At 56.8% G+C, this 18,996-nt stretch carries 14 protein-coding genes and 1 pseudogene; 5 read left to right on the plus strand and 10 right to left on the minus strand.

Going from position 1 to position 18,996, the window contains the following annotated elements; all coding sequences use genetic code 11:
• Positions 1–12: 12 nt before the first annotated feature.
• The 5 genes from Y5S_RS00190 to Y5S_RS00210 all read right to left on the minus strand — a co-directional run bounded on the left by Y5S_RS00190 (position 13) and on the right by Y5S_RS00210 (position 8,393).
• On the minus strand, positions 13–306 hold the full coding sequence (locus tag Y5S_RS00190; protein WP_035229191.1) for an HvfA family oxazolone/thioamide-modified RiPP metallophore: 294 nt from the start codon (positions 304–306) through the stop codon (positions 13–15).
• Between the two features lie 317 nt (positions 307–623).
• A complete protein-coding gene (locus Y5S_RS00195) occupies positions 624–1,754 on the minus strand; it encodes a beta-ketoacyl-ACP synthase III (RefSeq protein ID WP_035229194.1) in 1,131 nt (376 codons plus the stop codon).
• A gap of 123 nt (positions 1,755–1,877) precedes the next feature.
• Complete coding sequence (gene hrpA, locus Y5S_RS00200; RefSeq protein WP_035229195.1) at positions 1,878–5,762, minus strand: ATP-dependent RNA helicase HrpA; 3,885 nt, start codon at positions 5,760–5,762, stop codon at positions 1,878–1,880.
• A gap of 111 nt (positions 5,763–5,873) precedes the next feature.
• Positions 5,874–7,670: a M61 family metallopeptidase gene (locus Y5S_RS00205; protein WP_035229197.1), complete on the minus strand. Its 1,797-nt coding sequence runs from the start codon at positions 7,668–7,670 to the stop codon at positions 5,874–5,876.
• Between the two features lie 84 nt (positions 7,671–7,754).
• Positions 7,755–8,393 carry a hypothetical protein gene (locus Y5S_RS00210; protein WP_052041255.1) on the minus strand — a complete coding sequence of 213 codons (639 nt, stop codon included), beginning with the start codon at positions 8,391–8,393 and terminating at the stop codon, positions 7,755–7,757.
• A gap of 65 nt (positions 8,394–8,458) precedes the next feature.
• Here Y5S_RS00210 and Y5S_RS00215 point away from each other — a divergent pair, with 65 nt between their 5' ends.
• Complete coding sequence (locus tag Y5S_RS00215) at positions 8,459–9,391, plus strand: alpha/beta fold hydrolase (protein WP_035229202.1); 933 nt, start codon at positions 8,459–8,461, stop codon at positions 9,389–9,391.
• A 101-nt stretch (positions 9,392–9,492) separates the two neighbouring features.
• Here the strand turns inward: Y5S_RS00215 and Y5S_RS00220 are convergent, their stop codons facing one another.
• The 5 genes and pseudogenes from Y5S_RS00220 to Y5S_RS00235 form a co-directional block, all read right to left on the minus strand.
• Positions 9,493–9,780: a sll1863 family stress response protein gene (locus Y5S_RS00220; protein WP_035229203.1), complete on the minus strand. Its 288-nt coding sequence runs from the start codon at positions 9,778–9,780 to the stop codon at positions 9,493–9,495.
• Between the two features lie 108 nt (positions 9,781–9,888).
• A complete protein-coding gene (locus Y5S_RS00225) occupies positions 9,889–11,994 on the minus strand; it encodes a transporter substrate-binding domain-containing protein (protein WP_035229206.1) in 2,106 nt (701 codons plus the stop codon).
• Between the two features lie 839 nt (positions 11,995–12,833).
• On the minus strand, positions 12,834–13,982 hold the full coding sequence (locus tag Y5S_RS00230; RefSeq protein ID WP_407921411.1) for a thrombospondin type 3 repeat-containing protein: 1,149 nt from the start codon (positions 13,980–13,982) through the stop codon (positions 12,834–12,836).
• A pseudogene (locus tag Y5S_RS20145) lies at positions 13,977–14,138 on the minus strand (thrombospondin type 3 repeat-containing protein); the annotation flags it as partial. The pseudogene Y5S_RS20145 and the gene Y5S_RS00230, both read right to left, overlap by 6 nt.
• 146 nt (positions 14,139–14,284) lie before the next feature.
• Complete coding sequence (locus Y5S_RS00235; RefSeq protein WP_035229211.1) at positions 14,285–15,379, minus strand: OmpA family protein; 1,095 nt, start codon at positions 15,377–15,379, stop codon at positions 14,285–14,287.
• 410 nt (positions 15,380–15,789) lie between these two features.
• Here Y5S_RS00235 and Y5S_RS00240 point away from each other — a divergent pair, with 410 nt between their 5' ends.
• The 4 genes from Y5S_RS00240 to msrB all read left to right on the plus strand — a co-directional run bounded on the left by Y5S_RS00240 (position 15,790) and on the right by msrB (position 18,758).
• Entirely contained in the window at positions 15,790–16,395 is a 606-nt protein-coding gene (locus Y5S_RS00240; protein ID WP_035229212.1) for a hypothetical protein, read from the plus strand.
• Positions 16,396–16,476: 81 nt separating this feature from the next.
• On the plus strand, positions 16,477–17,619 hold the full coding sequence (locus tag Y5S_RS00245) for a CaiB/BaiF CoA transferase family protein (protein WP_035229215.1): 1,143 nt from the start codon (positions 16,477–16,479) through the stop codon (positions 17,617–17,619).
• A gap of 96 nt (positions 17,620–17,715) precedes the next feature.
• Positions 17,716–18,339 (plus strand): peptide-methionine (S)-S-oxide reductase MsrA, encoded by a 624-nt coding sequence (gene msrA / locus Y5S_RS00250; RefSeq protein WP_035229218.1) that lies wholly within the window; start codon positions 17,716–17,718, stop codon positions 18,337–18,339.
• A complete protein-coding gene (gene msrB, locus Y5S_RS00255) occupies positions 18,339–18,758 on the plus strand; it encodes a peptide-methionine (R)-S-oxide reductase MsrB (protein WP_035229221.1) in 420 nt (139 codons plus the stop codon). The genes msrA and msrB overlap by 1 nt, the downstream gene beginning before the upstream one ends.
• Positions 18,759–18,996: the final 238 nt, after the last annotated feature.

Raw genomic sequence — 18,996 nt, forward strand, 5'->3', positions numbered from 1 at the left:
GACAAGCCTGCCTTATGCGCTACCGCACTTGCCTTCACCACATTTTCCTTCACCGCCTTTATCTTCACCACACTTGCCTTCGCCGCCTTTCTCGCCGCAGCTACCTTCGCCTTTCTTGTCACCGCATTTACCTTCGCCACACTTGCCTTCCGCGTGGTCGCCAGCCAGCTGATAACCGGCTTTCAGATCAGAAACAGCAAACGGGTTCTCTGCAGCATTGGCTGCTACCGGGGCGGCCATGGCAGTGGCAACAACAGCAGCGCCTACGGTGGCGGCAAGAGGGTTCAGTTTGGTCAGCTTAGCCATGTTGAGTCTCCATACGTCATTATTGAATGTCCAAAGCCGCATCCCCGAGCCAGGTGGCTCTTAGGCAAAACGGTTCAGGCGTTTTTGATGTAGCGCCTGTATCAGACAATATAGAGATGCGGCTGTGAGGTAAACGTTACGGAAGAAAGGCTATTTATTTGACCGAGCGCCAGAGGTTACCCTCGGGCATGGTTCGAAGGGGCCAAGGAGTCTCGAGTTGCGAGTCACGAGTGACGAAAACCAAGAGATGGTGTTGATTTTCGATACTCGTCACTCGTCACTCGTGACAGGGCAGCCAGAACCGCGACTGCGCCCGCTTACTTGATGCGGTTAACGATCACGCTGCCAATGGAGTAACCTGCCCCGAAGGAACAAATCACGCCATTACTGCCCGCCGGCAAGTCACTGTTGTACTTGTGAAAAGCGATAATGGAGCCCGCTGAACTGGTATTGGCATAATCATCCAGAATCACCGGCGCTTCCTCGCGGGTCGCCTGACGACCCAACACACGCTTGGAAATCAACTCATTCATGCTCAGGTTGGCCTGATGCAGCCACATGCGATTCAGCGATTCCACGGCGATCTCGGTATCCGCCAGGTGCGAACTGATCTGCTCCGCCACCATCGGACACACTTCCTTGAAGACCTTACGTCCTTCCTGCCGGAACAGCTTGTCACGGGCACCAATGCCGCTCTCATCACAGCGGTTAAGGAAACCGAAGTTATTGCGGATATTGTTGGAGAATTTGGTCTGCAAACGTGTACCCAGCACTTCCCACTGATTATCCGAGGTCGCGTCTTCCTTGCGCTCCAGAATCACCGCCGTGGCCACATCGCCGAAAATGAAGTGACAATCACGATCCTGCCAGGCCAGGTGAGCAGAACAGATTTCCGGGTTGACCATCAGCACGCGTCGGGCGCTGCCGTTGCGAATGGCATCAACACCCGCCTGAATGCCAAAGGTGGCGCTGGAGCAGGCCACATTCATGTCATAACCCCAGCCATGCTCCATACCAAGGGCAGCTTGCACCTCGACAGCCATTGCCGGATAAGGGCGCTGCATATTGGAACAGGCCACCAACACCGCATCCAGATCATTCGGCGTCAGATTGGCATTTTCCAGCGCCTGGCGGGCAGCATTGACAGCGATCTCAGCCTGGATGGAAACCTCATCATCCCCGCGCTCCGGAATGCTGGGAGCCAGACGGGACGGATCAAGCACACCACTCTTGTCGATCACGTAGCGCTGTTTGATACCCGACGCCTTCTCGATAAAGGCAGAATTGGAGGCATCAAGCGCGGTTACCTCTCCCGCAGCGATGGCATCGGCATGCTCGGCATTAAAACGCTCCACATACTGGTTAAAGGCTGCCACCAGTTCATCATTGGTGATGGTCTGCTCCGGAGTCCACAGCCCGGTGCCGGAAATAACAACAGAATAGCTCACAGCGAGTCCTCGCACTCGAAACGGGAGGGATTGACCCTCCCGGAAAAGGTGAATGGGTCGATTATCCGGATTCAGGGGCACGGGCGCAAAGGGCGTCTCCGCTTTTATCCCGATCTGGCCCGATTAACACAACTCCCATTGTTTGTTTAGCCGTTTGGCTGAGACGGGGACTTTCGTACCCAGTTGCTGGGCAAACAGACTCACCCGGTATTCCTGCAGCATCCAGAAATAGGTCTGCAAGGGCTCGGGCTGCTGCCACAATGGCTGCCCGGCTGCTCGGGTATTGTGCTGTTTGCTGAACGCCTCCAGCTCTGCGCTCTCCGTGCGATCCTTGCCAATCTGCCCTCCCAGTTTTTCCAGCCGGTGCTCAATGGCACTCAGATAACGGGGGTATTCCTGCAGCCAGGCCCAGGGCATCTGCAGCAGGAAGTCGTCACAAAACAACACCGAAAGCTGCTGCTTGAGATCCCGGTGGGCATGGGCCCAGGCTAGCGGGAAGTTTTTCTCCAACTTGGCCATTAGCTGTCGATAGAGATTGAACCAGCCTGCGATCTGCTGCAGCTGCTCAGCGGCCCAGGGAACAAAGTCGCCTCGGTGCGCATCCAGACGCGCCTTGAAGGCGTCGGCATCGCGTACCGGCTCAGCAAGCTGAAAGTGCTCGGCCAGCAGGCGCAGCAAGGCATAATCCAGCGCATGCCGGGCCATGGGCCCCTTCTCGGTCTTGAGCTTCTGGAAACCGGCCATTTGTGATGCCTGCTTGCGCAAATCGTGCAGCTGGACAGACAATTTGAAGCCGAGCAGGCGAGCGGTTCCCCAGCGATGCTCCCACTGTGCTTCTTCTGCCGTATCGCGGTAGACCAAAGTGACCTTGTCACCGTTATCCTGCAAAGCGGGATAGCGGCGTAAACGAATGCCCCCCATCTCCTGCTCATCGGTTTCGGGAAGGTGCCCAAAGAGCCATTCCTGCCCTTCCAGAGCAGGCTCTGTCGCTTTCGGTTCCGGCAGGGTCGCTTGCACCCCTGCCAGGCGCTCCTTTACCTCACTCAGGCTTCGCGCCTGGGCCAATACTTTCGGTTTACCATCCAGCTGATCCAGCACCCGGATATTCATCCGCAAGTGCTCTGGCAACGCCCCGTCCTGCCACTCTTCCCGCTCAACGCGTATCCCGGTCATGCGCTGCAACTCGCGGGTCATTGCGGCTAACAAGGGCTCATCAGGGGTAAGGGTATCGAGCAAGGCGCTGACGTAATCCGGCACCGGCACAAAGTGACGGCGACGGGCCTTGGGCAAGGCGCGGATCAAGGCTTCCAGCTTTTCCTTGAGCAGCCCCGGCACCAGCCAGTCGAGTCGCGCTTCCGGCACCTGGTTCAGTACCGCCAATGGCACCAGCAGGGACACACCGTCACGGTCGCCACTGGGGTCGAAACTGTATTCCAGCGGCAAGGTCAGATCGCCCATTCGCAAGCTATCCGGGAATTGCCCCCCGGCCAGCTCGGGGCTGCGCGACAGCAGAAAATCCTTGTCCATCAGCAGGGCCTTCTGCTCCGCCTTGGTCGCCTTTCGGCTGTACCAGCTCATCAGGCCCGCTACCGTATTCAGAGAGGCTGGCAGACGCGCATCGTAGAAGGCCACCCTGGCTTCTTCGTCGACCAGGATATCCCGCCGCCGCAGCTTGTGCTCCATGGCTTCCAGAGACTCGTACAGCTCCCGGTTAGCCTTGACGAAGGGCGGCTCGCGCGTGAGCTGGCCCATCACCAGCCCCTCGCGAATCATCAGCTCACGGGATTCCTCAGGATGGATCGGCCCGTAGTTCACCCGCCGGCCGCTGGCCAGGATCAGGCCGAACAGATTCACCTGCTCCTTGGCCATGGCACAACCACGCTTCTTCGACCAGTGCGGCTCGAAATACTGACGTTTAATCAGATGGGACGCTGCTGCCTCCACCCATTCCGGTTCTATTTTCGCTACCGTCCGCGCAAACAGCCGGCTGGTTTCCACCTGCTCGGCGGCCATCAACCAGCGCGCCTTGGTTTTCGACAAACTGGACCCCGGCCACACCAACGGTTTGCGGTTTCGGGTCGAGAGCCACTCCCCCTCCTCCGTGCGCTGCATGACATTGGTCACCAGCCCGGTCAGCAAACACTGGTGCAATGGCGCGAAGCTTGCTTCGGCTGCCCCCTCTTCGTTCACTGCCAGTTTGTTCAGCGCCCACCCCTGCTCCTTGCTGAGCAGCAACAGCTGGCGATGAGTATCGCGCCACTCACGCATCCGGGTTGGGGAAAGGAAGGTCTTCTTCAGCAGCTTTTCATACTGGTTGCGGCTCAAGGCTTCCCGCTGTTGTTCCGCCCAATGCCAAAGCTTCACAAAAAACAGGAAATCCGACTGTTTATCGGTAAAGGGCTGATGGGCCTGGTCGGCCTGCTGCTGCTTGTCATGGGGACGCTCACGAGGATCCTGAGCCGCCAGGGCCGACACCACGATCAGAGTTTCATACAGCACATTTCGCTCTGCGGCGGCCACCAACATGCGGCCCAGTGTCGGATCCAGAGGGAAACGCGCCAGCTGACGCCCCATGGCTGTCAGTGTCTGTTTTTCCGTCAACGCGCCAAGCTCATCCAGCAGGCGATAACCGTCCCGAATCAAGCGGCCATCCGGCGGTTCAATAAACGGAAAATCTTCTACTTTGCCAAGGCGCAGATCGGCCATCTGCAGGATAACGGCAGCCAGGTTGGTACGCTGGATTTCCGGATCGGTAAACGCTGGCCGGCCGATAAAGTCCTCTTCCTCGTACAGGCGGAAGCAAATGCCCGGCATGATCCGCCCACTGCGCCCGGCCCGCTGGTTGGCACTGGCCTGGCTGACCGGCTCCACCGGCAGGCGCTGCACTTTGGAATGCACGCTGTAGCGACTGATACGCGCCGTACCCGCATCAATCACATAACGAATGCCCGGCACCGTCAGCGAGGTTTCTGCCACATTGGTACTCAGCACCACACGACGACCGCGGTGCGGCGAAAAAATACGATGCTGCTCTGCCTGGCTCAGCCGCGCATAAAGCGGCAGAATTTCGGTATCCTTCAGATCACAGTGTTTGAGGTGGTGATGGACATCGCGAATATCGCGCTCCCCCGCCAGAAACACCAGCACGTCACGGGCCATGGGCAAGCCTTGTTGTCGCTCATCCCGTTGTATTTCCCGCAGTACCTCCTCGATCTGACGCGACAGCTCCTGCCCCTCCGTCGGAGGCCGGTAACGCATCTCTACCGGATATGTCCGGCCCGACACCTCCAGCACCGGAGCACCATTGAAATGCTCGGCAAAACGTTCGTGATCGATGGTCGCAGAGGTAATGATGACTTTGAGATCAGGGCGTCGCGGAAGCAGCTGCTTGAGATAACCCAGCAAAAAATCAATGTTGAGGCTACGTTCGTGGGCCTCATCAATGATCAAGGTGTCATATTGATTGAGAAAGCGATCCTGTTGGATTTCATTGAGCAACATACCATCGGTGAGCACCTTGATCAGGCTGGTCTCGCTCACCTGCTCCGCAAAACGCACCTTGAACCCCACCGCGCCACCCAGCGGGCTGTGGAGTTCTTCCGCCACCCGGCTGGCCACCGCCCGTGCTGCAAGACGTCGCGGCTGGGTATGGCCAATCGTGCCTTCAATTCCTCGTCCCAGCTCCAGACAGATTTTTGGTAGCTGGGTGGTTTTCCCGGAGCCGGTTTCCCCGGCGATCACCACCACCTGATGATCGCGCACCGCCGCCTTGATCTCTTCACGGCTGGCCACCACAGGCAGGTCCGGCCATTCCAGTGCAGGCATGGAAGCCAGGCGCTGTTCACGGTTGGCAATGGATGCGGCCATTGCCGTGGCCAGCTTGTCCATGGCCGACTGGCTACGCTTTTCCTCAGGCAGACGCGCCAACCCATCCACGCGCTTTTTTAAACGAAAGCGGTCGGCATGGCGGACGTTTTTCAACTGGTTGTATAACGACTTCAGAGACATGAGTGAACAGTGAATAGTTAACAGTTAACAGCGCCCGAACACGCACTGGGGTGACAGCTCGGCAGTGGCCATGACTTCAGATTTTGATTTTCACTATTCACTCTTAACCGTTCACTTTTCACTAACATGCAGCCATGCCTTCCCTTTCTCGGTCAGCCCGCCCTTGGCAATGCTCAGGAAGGCCGTACTGGGTTCACTGGGACCGATTTTTACCTTGAAGGTCATCAGTTCATCACGACGGAAAGCATGCAACTCCACGGTCTCACCCGGCAAGAAGTTGGCCAGCAGGTTATCCAGGTTGGCATTAGTGGCCTGCAAGCCGTCGACCGCGATAATGATATCCCCTGCCGACAGGCCCGCCGCCATGGCCGGCCCCTGCTCAAACGCCACCGCAATCTTGGCACCCACCGGATCCGCCACCATGCGAGCCCCAAGATGAGGAATACCTTCCTTGCCCGGCTTGCCACCGTTATCAGCATGCCCCGCAGCACTCCGCCAGTTCAGCTCCACGCCGCGCTCCGCCAGTAATTCAGCCAAAGGCAGATCTTCCGTGCTGTAGAGAGCCTGTTCGAAGAAAGCGGAAAGATCACACCCTGAGACCTCTTCCGCCAGCGGCTGAATACCCTGCTCCGGCACCCCTTCCCCGGTTTGCCCGTAGCGGCTCCAAAGCACACGCATCAGGTCATCCAGCGACTTTTGCTCATGAGTGGCGTTGCGAATGGTCAGATCCAGCGCCAGCGCTACCAGTGAGCCCTTGGTGTAGTAGCTGACGATGGCATTGGGTGCATTCTCGTCTTGCTGATAAAAACGCGTCCAGGCATCAAAACTGGATTCCGTCACGGTTTGCTTGAAACGCCCCTGCCCTCGATAAACGCGGGTCAGGGTTTGTCCCAGCAATTCCAGATAACTTTGCGCCGGGATCAGTCCGGTGCGCGCCAGAAACAGGTCATCGTAGTAACTGGTAATCCCTTCGAAAGCCCACAACAGCTCGGTATGCACTTCGCTGGAAAGCTCAAACGGCGTAAAGGCCGCTGGCTTGATCCGTTTCACGTTCCAGGTATGGAAATACTCGTGGCTGCACAGGCCAAGATAGGTGCGATAGCCATCGCGCACCTTGAGCGGATCATCGGTGCGCTTGGGCAGATCATCACGGGCACACATGAGGCTGGTGGAGTTTCGGTGTTCAAGCCCGCCATAGCCATTCCCGGTGACCAGCGTCATGAACAAATAACGATCCATGGGAGCCGGTTCACCAAACATGCGGATATGGTGCTCACAAATCGGTTTCAAATCCCGACACAAGCGCGCCATGTCTGCATGGTGACGACCAGACAGCACTACCCAATGGGGCACTCCACAGGCCTCAAACTGGGCATAGTCGAACGGCCCCATCTCAGCCGGATGATCAATCAGGGCATCGTAGTTTTCGGCACGGAAACGCCCAAATGCCAAATCAGAACCGGACAGGCGCTCCAGCCCGGTGGCCACGCGCCAGTCTTCGTAACGCTTGCCCTCCGGTGCCTGAATCTCCACCTCGCAAGGCTTGTCCTCGTGCCCCATGGCCGCTAGGAACACACAGGTGCCATTGAAATAGCCATGGGTGGTATCCAGATGTGCGCCACGCACGGAAAGGTCCCAGGCGTAAACCTGGTACTGGATATGCACCGGGCCTTCACAAGGAGGGAGTTGCCAGGTCTGCTTATCGATCTTCGCGATGGGCAGGGTTTCGCCGTGGCTATCCGCCTCGATATGCACCAGATGCCGGGCAAAATCGCGAATCATGTAGCTGCCAGGAATCCAGGCAGGCATACAAAAAGCCTGCCCCTCGGGAGTCGGGTCCGCCACGGTCAGACTGACTTCAAAAAGGTGCGCTTCAGGGCGCAACGGGCGAATCCGGTATTCAATCATGAAAACTCCAGGCTCTGATTCAGTAAAACAGCAACATCAAAAACGGGGGCCGTAGCCCCCGTTGAATGGCAAACGCGTGCAGGCTCAGATCATGTCATCCTTGGCCATACGGCTCACCACCGCCTCGGCGACACCCGCGGTACCTGCTTCCACATCCGCAGGATTTACGGTGGTGGATTTGGCCGACCATAGTAGCGCTTCCGGCTGCAGGCGGTACAGGTTCGACTCCAGGAAGTATTTTTTGTCATTACTGAAATAACCCGGTTCATAGACCGAGTTCTGGCGTACGTAATAGGTCTGCCCCATGGCACCCTGCACGGCAATATCCGGCGCATAGTTCATGCCACCCTGGGTGTAGTGCATTTCTTCCTTCACATCCACCAGGGTGATCACCAACGCCGATTCATAACCACGGCTGGCAATATCGGCTGCCATTTCACTGCGGGCCTTGCCTTCACCATAGTTCTCGCCCAATACCGGCAGGGAGGGAGAAGCCTCTACCTTACGCTCCTGAAGCGCGCTGACCACACGATCTTCCAGCACCGTACGGATCTTGCTGTCGTTGACCAGTGCAATCACGATCACCTTGTTCACGTGATCGCCGGGGGCATGCCCCTTAACCCGGGCAGAGCTGGTAACATCCGTATTGTGACTGGTGGCACAGGCACTTAGCAGCAGCAACGCTGCCAAAGTCGTCAGGATTGCTTTTATTCTTGCTATCATTGTCCGTCCTCTTGAACACAGCTTGCTTCGGCGGTCGCAGGACGCGACGCGGCCGGGAGATCATTATGACCGAAGAACGCCTCCATCACATCACCGATGACCAACACCGCATCGGCATTCACTACTGGCCCGCTGCGGATAACGACAGCCGGGGCGTGCTGGTCTGGCTGCACGGCATGGCAGAACACGGAGGCCGCTATGGTGCTCTGGCGGAACACCTCAATGCGCAGGGCTGGCATCTCTACTGCCCCGATCACCGCGGCCATGGCTTGAGCATCTCCGAGAGCTGCCCGAAGGGGCATTACGGCGATAATGATGGTTGGCAGCGGGTCGTCGATGATGCCTGTGAAGTGCTTGCCTGGGCACAAGCCCGCCACCCCCGGCTTCCCTGTGTGCTTGGCGGCCACAGCATGGGCTCCTTCATCGCTCTGGGTGCCGCGGAGCAGGCAGGTGAATCACTGGCGGGACTGGTGCTTTGTGGTAGCGACTATAACCCCGCGATCTACTACCGCATGATGCAATTGCCTATCCGGATGGTACGTCTGAAAAATGGCAAACGTGGCACCAGCGGGCTGCTGCGCAAAATGACCTTTGGCACCTGGGCAAAACAGGTTCCTGAACCCGCCACGGATTTTGATTGGCTAAGTGCCGACCCGGATCAGGTGCAACAATATATTGACGACGACCTGTGTGGTTTCGATTGCAGTACCGAAACCTGGTTCCAGCTCAGCCAGGGGTTGAGGAAGGTGCACAGTGTGGCGCAACTGTCCGAACTACCCGAAACTCTGCCAGTTCTGTTGGTAGGAGGGGAAGCCGACCCCATGAGCCACATGGGCAAGGGAATGATGGCACTGGAAAGCGTTATGCATGCCATGGAACAACCGGTTGAGGCCCACTTCTGGCCCGAAGGCCGTCATGAAATTCTCAACGATTGCTGTCGGGATGAAGTCCATCAGGTTATGGCCGAGTGGCTGCAGAAGCGAGTGACTACAGCCTGATTCACTCCAATCTGCCCCCATGAAGTGAAGGCAGGCCTTGCCGCGGCAAAGCCTGCCTGCTTGAGGGCCAAGAAGCCTCTCACTTTCTCGTCTCACAACGCCTATTTAAACAGGCTGTCGCGAATATCTTTCATGCTGTTCCTGGCACTGTCCCAGGTTTTTTCTGCGTGTGTCTTGAGCTCTTCCCACTGCGCATTGCTGTCATTGCGCAGCTGATCAAGCCGGGACTGCAGCTCCGTCCGCTTCTCTTTCAGCTCCAGCTTGCGGTTCTCCCATTCATGGCGAACCTTCTCACCAGCTTGGTCGGCCTTGATCTGGAACTTGTCGACTTCGTTATCAAGCTCATCGAGCTTGGCCTTGAGTTTCTCGATAAAAGCATTGCGATCCATCACAACCTCCTGTTAGTGACTGTTCCTGAATAGAACCTTTGGCAACAACAGAGTTTGGGATGAATCCATGCCTTTTCCAGTCCGAACTTGTAAAAGAGTTGCAAAGCGTCAACCCGGCTCTTCAAGCGCCTCCACATAGCCCAGGTAGCGGTTTTTGATTTCCCGCACATATTTCACCGGTTCAGACCCCCGCACATAGCCATATCTTGCCTGACGGGCATATTGTGGCTTCGACAGCAACAGCATTGCCTGCTCCACATTGCCGAACCACTTGTCAGGATCCTTGCCGAGCCGCTGCGCCAATCGCCGGGCATCCTCTACATGGCCATGCCCGGCATTGTAGGCGGCCAGTGTAAAATACAACTTCTCTGCCAGATCAAGCCGTGCCGGAAAGCGCTGCTCAAGCCAATCCATATATGCCACCCCTGCACTGACTCCGTTCTCCGGTTTTGTCAGATTACTGTAACCAAACTGGCGCCCCGTACGTGGCATCACTTGCAGCAATCCCTGCGCTCCCGCAAAAGAGCGAGCCTTGGGGTTGAAACGGCTCTCCTGATACATCTGCGAAGTAATCAGCCGCCAGTCCAGTCCATACTTGAGGGATTCCATCTTCACCAGTTCATCATAGGGCGAAATATCCTTGCCAAGGGTGACACGGTATTCAGCATGAGTGGCGATGGTTTTCTTTTCCTTGAAGTAGCGATTAAACGTGACGTTGTAGAACAGGCCGCGATAATTGCGCTTGATGTAATTATCCAGCTGCTCCCGTAGCGCAGTCTGTTCGGGTCGCAAGCCCCAGGCAATCTCCTTGGCTGGCTCAAACTGGTACAACACCGCAATATCATCCCGGTAGGTCGACTCCATCGCTGCCAGATGACTGTCTGATACGGTTAGGTCATAGATGCCGTGTGCGACGGCATCAATCAGCTGCTCCGTACTGAGCCCTTCAACTTCAACAATATCGAACTTCAACCCACCCATCTGCAGCGCTTTGAGAGTGCCATAGAAAGCACTGTCCGGGCTCACAGCCACCGACCGGCCAGCCAGATCATCCAGACTCGATAACAGAGCATCATCTGCACGCCCGATCAACTGCTCATACACTTCAAGATAGCGCTTACTGAACATCCACCCCAGGGATTCCCGATCGGGAGTACGGGTCATGGACGCCGCAATCACATCCCCTTCTCCGGCCTGCAGCGCAGCAAACATATCGCTCGCCGATTCTTCCACCCGCACGCTCACCCGCAGGTGATGGGTTTTGGCAAAATGCTTGATGAGCTCATAATCGAACCCCATCAATTCCCCCCGCCACATAAAGTAACTGGCCGGGTTGTTGGACGTGATGACCCTAAGCACGCCCCTGTTCTTGATCGCTGCCCAGTCGCGAAGTTCGGGTTCATCCACCGACGTCATCACCCGCTCGCTGGTGATGTATTGATTCATCTGATCCAGCAGCTCCTTGCTGCCTTTTCGCACAGCCCAGGCAATACGCCGCTTACGATTGACCACGGGTCCCTCTACCGCAGCTGTCACCCCCTCTTTCTCTCCCAGGAGCAGACCAAGCATGTTGCTGTCGATGATGGTGGCCGACAATTCACCACTTTCCACCGCAGCCACCAGCTCCTCATCAGACATACTGCCATCCAGCACTTCCACGCTGACATGCTTATGGCGACGGGACAGTTTTTCCGCCGTTTCCTGATAGGCAGTCCCCTCAGGAACAGAAATCACCAGGCCTTCCATCTCGGCCAGGGTTTTACCCGCCAGATCCGCGGGAACAACGAGTTTTTCCTGAACGGAATTAACCGGCGTGGAAAATGACAGGGATTTTTTGCGAGATTCCGTAACGGAATAATTGGTGACAATGATGTCCGCGCTACCGGCATTGATCAGGTCATCCAGCTCATTGAAATCATCGGCATAAACCCAGCGCGGCTCCAGGTTCACCGAGCGCACAAAGGCTTCTGCCTGCACCTGATAATCCACGCTGGGAATCCCGTCCCGAGGCAATGCGGAAGGCTCATCGAAGCGGGGGGCCAACAGGCGGATGTAGCCTCGCTCGCGCAGATCAGACAGATCCCCCGTTTCTTCATAGTTTTCGAACGTACTGACGGCCTCGCCGACCTCCGGCACTGCGTCACCGCTGTTGGAGTCACAGCCCACCATCAGGGCCAGAAAGAACATCAGCCAGACAGTCACTACAGATCGCATAACATTCCCCAGTCTTATCCCTCAACGCTTGAGCCTAAGGTACCCACATCCCCCCTGTATACTCAAATCCGACGAAAGTAACCGCCGCTTGTATCTGCTTCAATCACCCTCTTCTTCACTTTCACAGAGCAAGGCAATCAGGCACCGGGATCGTGGGGCTTCCCCGTTCGGGCTTGAAAACGATTCATGGCGGATTAGCGACAAAGCCCGATTCGAGACCATGATCAAAAGCTTATTCACCACAGAGAACACGAAGTTCACAGAGAAAATGACTTCCCCCCTCAATGCTCTCTGTGTCCTGTGTGTCCTGTGTGACCATTCTGTCTTTAGATAAGTTGGCAATCGCGCCGCCGCGACAATCCTACATGGCCGGCTTTACGGTGGAGCCAAAAACCCAATCCGCAATGAATAAAGGTTCATCGCGGATTCGTGGGAATGGCTCGCAGCAAGGTCCATTCCGTAGGAGCGTCGCTGGCGGCGCGATTTCAGACTCGGCGATCCCTTCAACCTCTCTGGTAAAACTGGCTTTGTTGCTTGTGTGGGAAGTTCAGCTTCCTGAACGAATGCTGCTGTAGATCAGGGCGCGCTACCAGAACCTTCATTCAGCAAGCTGAATCTCCCACCAGACGCCGATTTCACCCGGGCGAAGTTAAGCGCTGGAATCGCGCCGCGACCGAGCGCAGCGAAGGAACGCCTGTCAAGGCGGCCCCGTAGGGGTGAGCGGAGCGAATAACCGACGCTCCTACGGGAAAACCTTGGTAGCAGCAACTTCCCGGCAAGCCGCGATGAACCAAAAAAAGGGGCCCGAAGGCCCCTTTTTCGCTACCACTGATCAAGCATCAGGGCGTACCGGCACACACTTCATGTACACGGAACGTCTTGTTCGCGTTCAGCAGACCGGCGTACTCAAGCTGGATGGCGTCGAAGGCCACACCTGGGTCCGGTGCTGCGATAAAGCGTTGATCAGAGTTGGCGCCCAGACCCAACAAGTCCAGATCCAACAGACCACCGCCCACAGTGGCGCTCTCCACTTCGGTTCCATCGTCATAGTAACGAACGGTGATGAAATTACCCAGCAGCTCCAGATTCAGCAACGCTGAAGTGGGGTCGCTTACCACAAAGCCCACAACATCCGCGCTGAAATCATTTGCGGGGTCATTGGCTTCCACCGCAACCGCAGCACCGCCGTAGAGAAGCGCCACACCCAGGTTCATGGAAGCGAAAGTGGCGTTGTTACCATCGATAATGTTGGCTTCATCGTCTACACCGCAGGCAAGACACAGACCCAGAGAGCCGCCCAGCGCAGTGTAATCCGTATTGCCAATGGACTGATAAGTGGAGGTGGCGGAACAAGTAAAGCCATCGTCATCACACACATCACCCTTGCCGTCACCGTCGCCGTCAGCCTGGTCGTTGTTCGCAATCAGCGGGCAGTTGTCGGTGGCATCCGGCTTGCCGTCACCGTCAGTGTCAGTGGGATCGCCGCCGCCACCGTCACACACATCACCAATACCGTTACCGTCGCTGTCAGCTTGATCTGCATTGGCGACCAGCGGACAGTTGTCGGTGTCGTTATCCACGCCGTCACCATCGCGGTCGTCGTCACACACATCCCCGATGCCATCCAGGTCCTGGTCAGCCTGATCCGTGTTGGGCAGGTTCAGACAGTTGTCGTTCGGATCCAGAATCGTGTCACCGTCACGGTCATCTTCACAGGCATCGCCAATACCGTCGGTATCGGTATCTGCCTGATCCGCGTTGGCGGTGTACACACAGTTATCATTGGTGTTGTCAACGCCATCACCATCCGCGTCGTCATCACAGACATCGCCAATACCGTCGCCATCCACATCACCCTGCTCCGGGTTGAAGATAGTCGGGCAATTATCTACACCGTCATCGATGCCGTCTTTGTCCTGGTCATTGTCCATGTCACAGGCGTCGCCGATGCCATCACCGTCAGTGTCTTCCTGATTCGGATTGGCCACCAGCGGACAGTTATCGGTGGGGTTATCTTCGCCATCGCCGTCACGGTCATCGTCGCAGACGTCACCGATACCATCGCCATCCTGGTCTTCCTGCATGGCATTGGCATTCAGCGGGCAGTTATCCACGTTATTCGGGATCCCGTCACCGTCTGTATCCAGTGAGCGGGTGTTGGGATTGTTGTTGCCGTTACCACCACTGCTGCCGTCGCCTTCGGCTTCACAACCGCTCAGCACCAGCGCCAGGGAGGCAGCCATCAGTATTGAAAATAAAGCTTTCATTGCACTTTTCATGATCTGTCTCCTTATTCGCTGACGCGGAATTCAACACGGCGGTTCATTGCACGACCGGATGCGGTTTCATTGCTGGCAACCGGATCCACTTCGCCATATCCGCGGGACGTCAGACGATCACCGGAAACACCTTGTTCAATCAGATATTCACGGACGGACTTAGCACGCTTATCAGACAACGTTTCGTTGTATTCGGCGGAACCGCTACTGTCGGTATGGCCGGCAATTTCCACGTTGAAATCAGTCTGGGACAGCAGAGATTGGGCCAGCTTGTCCAGGGTCGGACGAGAAGTAGCAGTAATCTTCGCTGAGTTCAGCTCAAAGCCGATATTGTTAAAGGAAATGGTCTGGTTCTTGAGAAGACAGCCCTGTCCATCCACCTTGCCTCCGGCAAGCGTATTCGGGCACTTGTCGCGGCTGTCTGGAATGCCGTCATTATCGCTGTCGGCTTCTGCAACTACTTTCTCGACCACTTTTTCCACTTCACGGGTCTCGTAGACAATCTTTTCTACTTCCACAGTGCGCGTGACGCCCAGCGGAATTTCCAGACCCAGAGAGACACGCCAGTCATTGAAACCACCCTCGCCATCGGAGGCGGTGCCTGACACGCCGTCGAAATCGTCATACATGTAACGACCTTCCACGCGTAGCTTGAGGCCATTATCGAAGAGAGGACCCGTCACTGCGCCCAACCCCACATTGGCGTGCAGGTTGATCCCGTCGTCATCATCGGGCACCACGTCTTCGTAGATACCGCCGATTTGGGCCAGTACAAAAGGCGTAAACCCTTCGCGATCACCGAACGCGTAGGCCAGACCTGTGCTCACGGAGTACTGGTAAAAATCCGTGGCTCCCTCGATACCGGAATCCAGGCCGAAGGCATTGCCTTCCGTTTCCCACCACACATGATCAGAAAGCTGGCGGCCGTAAATCAGACCACCACCCAAACCATTACGGGCAAGATCCCGATCATCATCGAGAATCAGGTAATGCACCATCGGTGCCAGATATTGGCGAGTCGGTTCAGCATTGTCCTCAGCGGCCATGGCATTCGATGCCAACATGACACTGGCGGCCAATGTGCTGATGCGCATGCATCCTTTCATGACTACCCCCCTTGGGTATGAATAAACAGTGCAATCATTAGAATAGGAGGCAGGAGCAAAAAAAATTGAATTACGGTGGCTTTGCGTTACTTAAATGTTGTGACGGAGTTCAAACTTTGCTTTTAGGTGAGCACTTTGTGAATTTCCGTTACACGCCGCAACGTCACGCATCCTGCGGTCAGCTTCCCCTACGTTATCCGAAGGCATAGCTGAGCTTTTCCCTTTCCCTGTCAGATCCAAGATACCCCGATACCGGCCTCCCGAGCCCACCGATAGGCGCTAATTTGCACTCGCCTATCGGAAGGGGCTGCCTTTTTACTGACCCGCTCCTTTGCTAATCCAAAGGTGAATGGGATGTGACACCCGCATGGCGCTGCTACACTTCGTATCTCTGAAGACGGAGATCTGCCATGCGCTCACTATTGATTGTGCTGTTGCCCACCCTGCTGCTAGCAGGTTGCGCCAGCACCACGGAAGTCACGACCCGCTTCACCAGCGAAGAGAGCTTCCCCGCCACCGATCGCATGCTGTTGGTGGCCCACACCCCGGAAGGTGGCGTCCGGGAAACTTGGGAACTGACCTGCAGGGATATATTTTCCTCCGATTCGTTGACCATTTTGCTCAGCCATCAAGAATTACCGTTATGGTATGAAGGTGGAAAACAACGCATTCTCGATTGGGCGCAGGACACCGGCGTAGACCGGGTTCTGGTCGTGGAACTGACCCATTTGCTGATTAATGCTGCCGAGCCACCGCAACCGGTAAATCAGCTCAACGCCATAAATCAGCCGCCCGGCAGCCCGCCTCCCACCTGGGAGATGGGCATTGGCGGCGATCTGAAGCAGGCTGACGTTCCGGATGCCCTTCGCCAGCATGGCGCTGAGCTGATCAATGCCCAGGGCAGCCCGATATGGACCGGGGTGGCGACTACTCATGAAGCCAATAACATGGTCGCCATCGCCAAGAGTCAGTGCCAGGCCCTGCGCAAGACACTACGAGAACAGGGATACCTGTAGCGCAGGCATGCCTTGCGCCCGGCTTGGGCGCAGCACCCGTTGCCGGTATCCGAACCAACACCTGACAACGGAAAACTCTCTATGACAGGCCCACTTCACGGACTGACTTTCATCGAGCTGGCCGGCATTGGCCCCGGCCCCTTCTGTGGCATGATGCTCGCCGACATGGGCGCCACCGTGATTCGCGTTGATCGCCCCGGTGGCAATCCCCACTCCGCCATCGGCCACACCGTCCTGTTTCGCAACCGCCAGAACCTTGCCCTGGACCTGAAGAAGCCGGAAGGCATCGAAACCGTCCTCAAACTGTGCGAAACCGCCGACGGTATCTTCGAAGGCTTCCGCCCCGGTGTCACCGAGCGGCTGGGCATTGGCCCGGAAGATTGCATGGCCCGTAATCCCAAACTGGTGTACGGTCGCATGACCGGTTGGGGCCAGACCGGCCCGCTGGCCCAGGCCGCCGGCCACGACATGAACTACATCTCCCTGTCTGGTGCCCTGCATGCCATGGGCCGCGCCGGAGAGAAGCCTGCCATTCCCCTGAACCTGGTAGGCGACTTTGGCGGCGGCGGCATGATGCTCGCCTTTGGTCTGGTTTGTGCCGCCCTCGAAGCACAGCGCTCAGGCGAAGGCCAGGTGGTCGACACCTCCATGGTAGAAGGGTCTGCCGCTCTCATGGCCATGTTCTACGGCCTGAAATCACAAGGGCTGTTCACCGATCAGCGCGGTACCCACATGCTGGATTCCGGGGCCCACTTCTATGAGGTCTATGAAACCGCAGACAACAAGTATGTCTCTATTGGCAGCATCGAGCCCCAGTTCTATGCCCAGCTGTGCCAGATTGCCGAGCTGCCGGCAGAAGACTTTGGGCATCAGATGAACCCGCCCAAATGGCCAGAGATGAAACAAAAGCTGGCTGCCGTCATCAAACAGAAGAGCCGCGATGAATGGAGCGAGCTCATGGAAGGTACCGATGTCTGTTTTGCTCCGGTGCTGAGCCTTGAAGAAGCGCCTTCACACCCGCATAACGTAGCTCGCGGTTCCTTTGTCGACGTAAACGGTAGCATTCAACCCGCTCCCACCCCGCGCTTTTCACGAAGCGCCCCTGGTGAAATCAGGGCAGCCACCACGGCAGGAGCAGACAGCCTTGCCGTACTTCGTAATGCGGGAATGGACGAGGATGCGATTGAAGCACTCATTGCAAGCGGTGCCGTGAAACAGGACTAACCGCTTTGCCACTCGGAGCCCCGGAAGAATCCGGGGCTCCGGGAAGCAAGGTTTGAAGAAGACCCTGAATGCTTCAGGGCTCCCAAGGAGACAACCATGACCCCGGTGATACCCGGCACCACTCTGGCGATTCACCCCGAACAATTTCCGGACGCCAACACCGACCTGGCTGCCGACGGCATTCGCCATGCCATTCTCGCTGGTGGCTGCTTCTGGTGTGTTGAGGCGGTTTACCTGAATCTGGAAGGCGTCCTGGCAGTCACCTCAGGCTATGCCGGCGGAGATCCTGCAACGGCCAACTATGAGGCAGTCTGCACAGGCACCACCGGTCACGCTGAAGTGATCGATATTGAATACGACAGCAACGTGATTCCCTACAGTGAGCTGTTGAAGGTATTTTTCTCCATCGCCCACGATCCCACCCAGAAAGACCGTCAGGGTAACGATCGTGGCACCCAATACCGCTCAGCTATTTTTTTTCAGAGCGCGGAAGAAAAAACCGTCGCCTCTGCCTATATAAAGCAGCTGGAAAGCGCAGGGGCCTTCACCGCTCCCATTGTCACCACGCTGGAACCACTGCAGCAATTCTTCCCTGGTGAGGCGTACCATCAGAACTTTGCGCAACGTAACCCCCAACAGGGCTATATCCGTGCTGTCGCCATGCCCAAAGTGGAAAAACTGTTCCATGCCTTCCCCGACAAACTCAAAGGAGATGCCTGATGGCCACGTCTTCCAGCGGCTATGACCTGACCCCGCTGAGCGATGCGGAAAAGCAGCAAAACGCCGCTAACCTGAGCGAAGAAGAGCGCCGCATCCTGCTTAACCAAGGCACAGAGCCCCCCTTCTGTGGCGGCCTGCTGGATAACAAGGAAGACGGCATCTACCACTGCAAGCTCTGCGACCTGCCGCTGTTCAACTCCACCAGCAAGTTCGAGTCCGGCACCGGTTGGCCCAGTTTCTACGAACCCTTTGACAGCGCACACATCCGTGAGCTGCGTGACACCAGCCACGGCATGGTCCGGGTAGAAATCCGCTGCGCGCGTTGCGACGGCCACCTTGGCCATGTGTTCCCTGACGGCCCGCCCCCCACCGGCCAGCGCTACTGCCTCAACTCCGCCTCCATGACGTTCAAGTCGTAGCCCCCCTTGTAGGACTCTCTGTGCCCTTCAGGGTGTGGCTGCAAGCGATCCGAGCCAAAGCGAGGTAAAGATTCCAGTGAAGCGAGTAACGAGTTTCGAGTTGCGAAAACCAAACATTCAGCTTTTGCCTTTCGAAACTCGCTTCTCGTAACTCGAAACGGTTTTGTTTCCCCGGATCGCTCTTCCCTCCGTCCCTTCCGCCTCCCTGACTTGACCGTAGAGCACAACGACCGATTCT

The sequence above is a fragment of the Alcanivorax nanhaiticus genome, assembly GCF_000756665.1.
Classification (GTDB): domain Bacteria; phylum Pseudomonadota; class Gammaproteobacteria; order Pseudomonadales; family Alcanivoracaceae; genus Alcanivorax; species Alcanivorax nanhaiticus.

What these genes read in the sequence shown, in the direction of transcription:
- Y5S_RS00215 (WP_035229202.1), top strand. Translation starts at nt 8,459, where the DNA reads ATGACCGAAGAACGCCTCCATCACATCACCGATGACCAACACCGCATC.
- Y5S_RS00220 (WP_035229203.1), bottom strand. Translation starts at nt 9,780, where the DNA reads ATGGATCGCAATGCTTTTATCGAGAAACTCAAGGCCAAGCTCGATGAG.
- Y5S_RS00190 (WP_035229191.1), bottom strand. Translation starts at nt 306, where the DNA reads ATGGCTAAGCTGACCAAACTGAACCCTCTTGCCGCCACCGTAGGCGCT.
- Y5S_RS00210 (WP_052041255.1), bottom strand. Translation starts at nt 8,393, where the DNA reads ATGATAGCAAGAATAAAAGCAATCCTGACGACTTTGGCAGCGTTGCTG.
- msrB (WP_035229221.1), top strand. Translation starts at nt 18,339, where the DNA reads ATGGCCACGTCTTCCAGCGGCTATGACCTGACCCCGCTGAGCGATGCG.
- Y5S_RS00205 (WP_035229197.1), bottom strand. Translation starts at nt 7,670, where the DNA reads ATGATTGAATACCGGATTCGCCCGTTGCGCCCTGAAGCGCACCTTTTT.
- hrpA (WP_035229195.1), bottom strand. Translation starts at nt 5,762, where the DNA reads ATGTCTCTGAAGTCGTTATACAACCAGTTGAAAAACGTCCGCCATGCC.
- Y5S_RS00235 (WP_035229211.1), bottom strand. Translation starts at nt 15,379, where the DNA reads ATGAAAGGATGCATGCGCATCAGCACATTGGCCGCCAGTGTCATGTTG.
- msrA (WP_035229218.1), top strand. Translation starts at nt 17,716, where the DNA reads ATGACCCCGGTGATACCCGGCACCACTCTGGCGATTCACCCCGAACAA.
- Y5S_RS00225 (WP_035229206.1), bottom strand. Translation starts at nt 11,994, where the DNA reads ATGCGATCTGTAGTGACTGTCTGGCTGATGTTCTTTCTGGCCCTGATG.
- Y5S_RS00245 (WP_035229215.1), top strand. Translation starts at nt 16,477, where the DNA reads ATGACAGGCCCACTTCACGGACTGACTTTCATCGAGCTGGCCGGCATT.
- Y5S_RS00240 (WP_035229212.1), top strand. Translation starts at nt 15,790, where the DNA reads ATGCGCTCACTATTGATTGTGCTGTTGCCCACCCTGCTGCTAGCAGGT.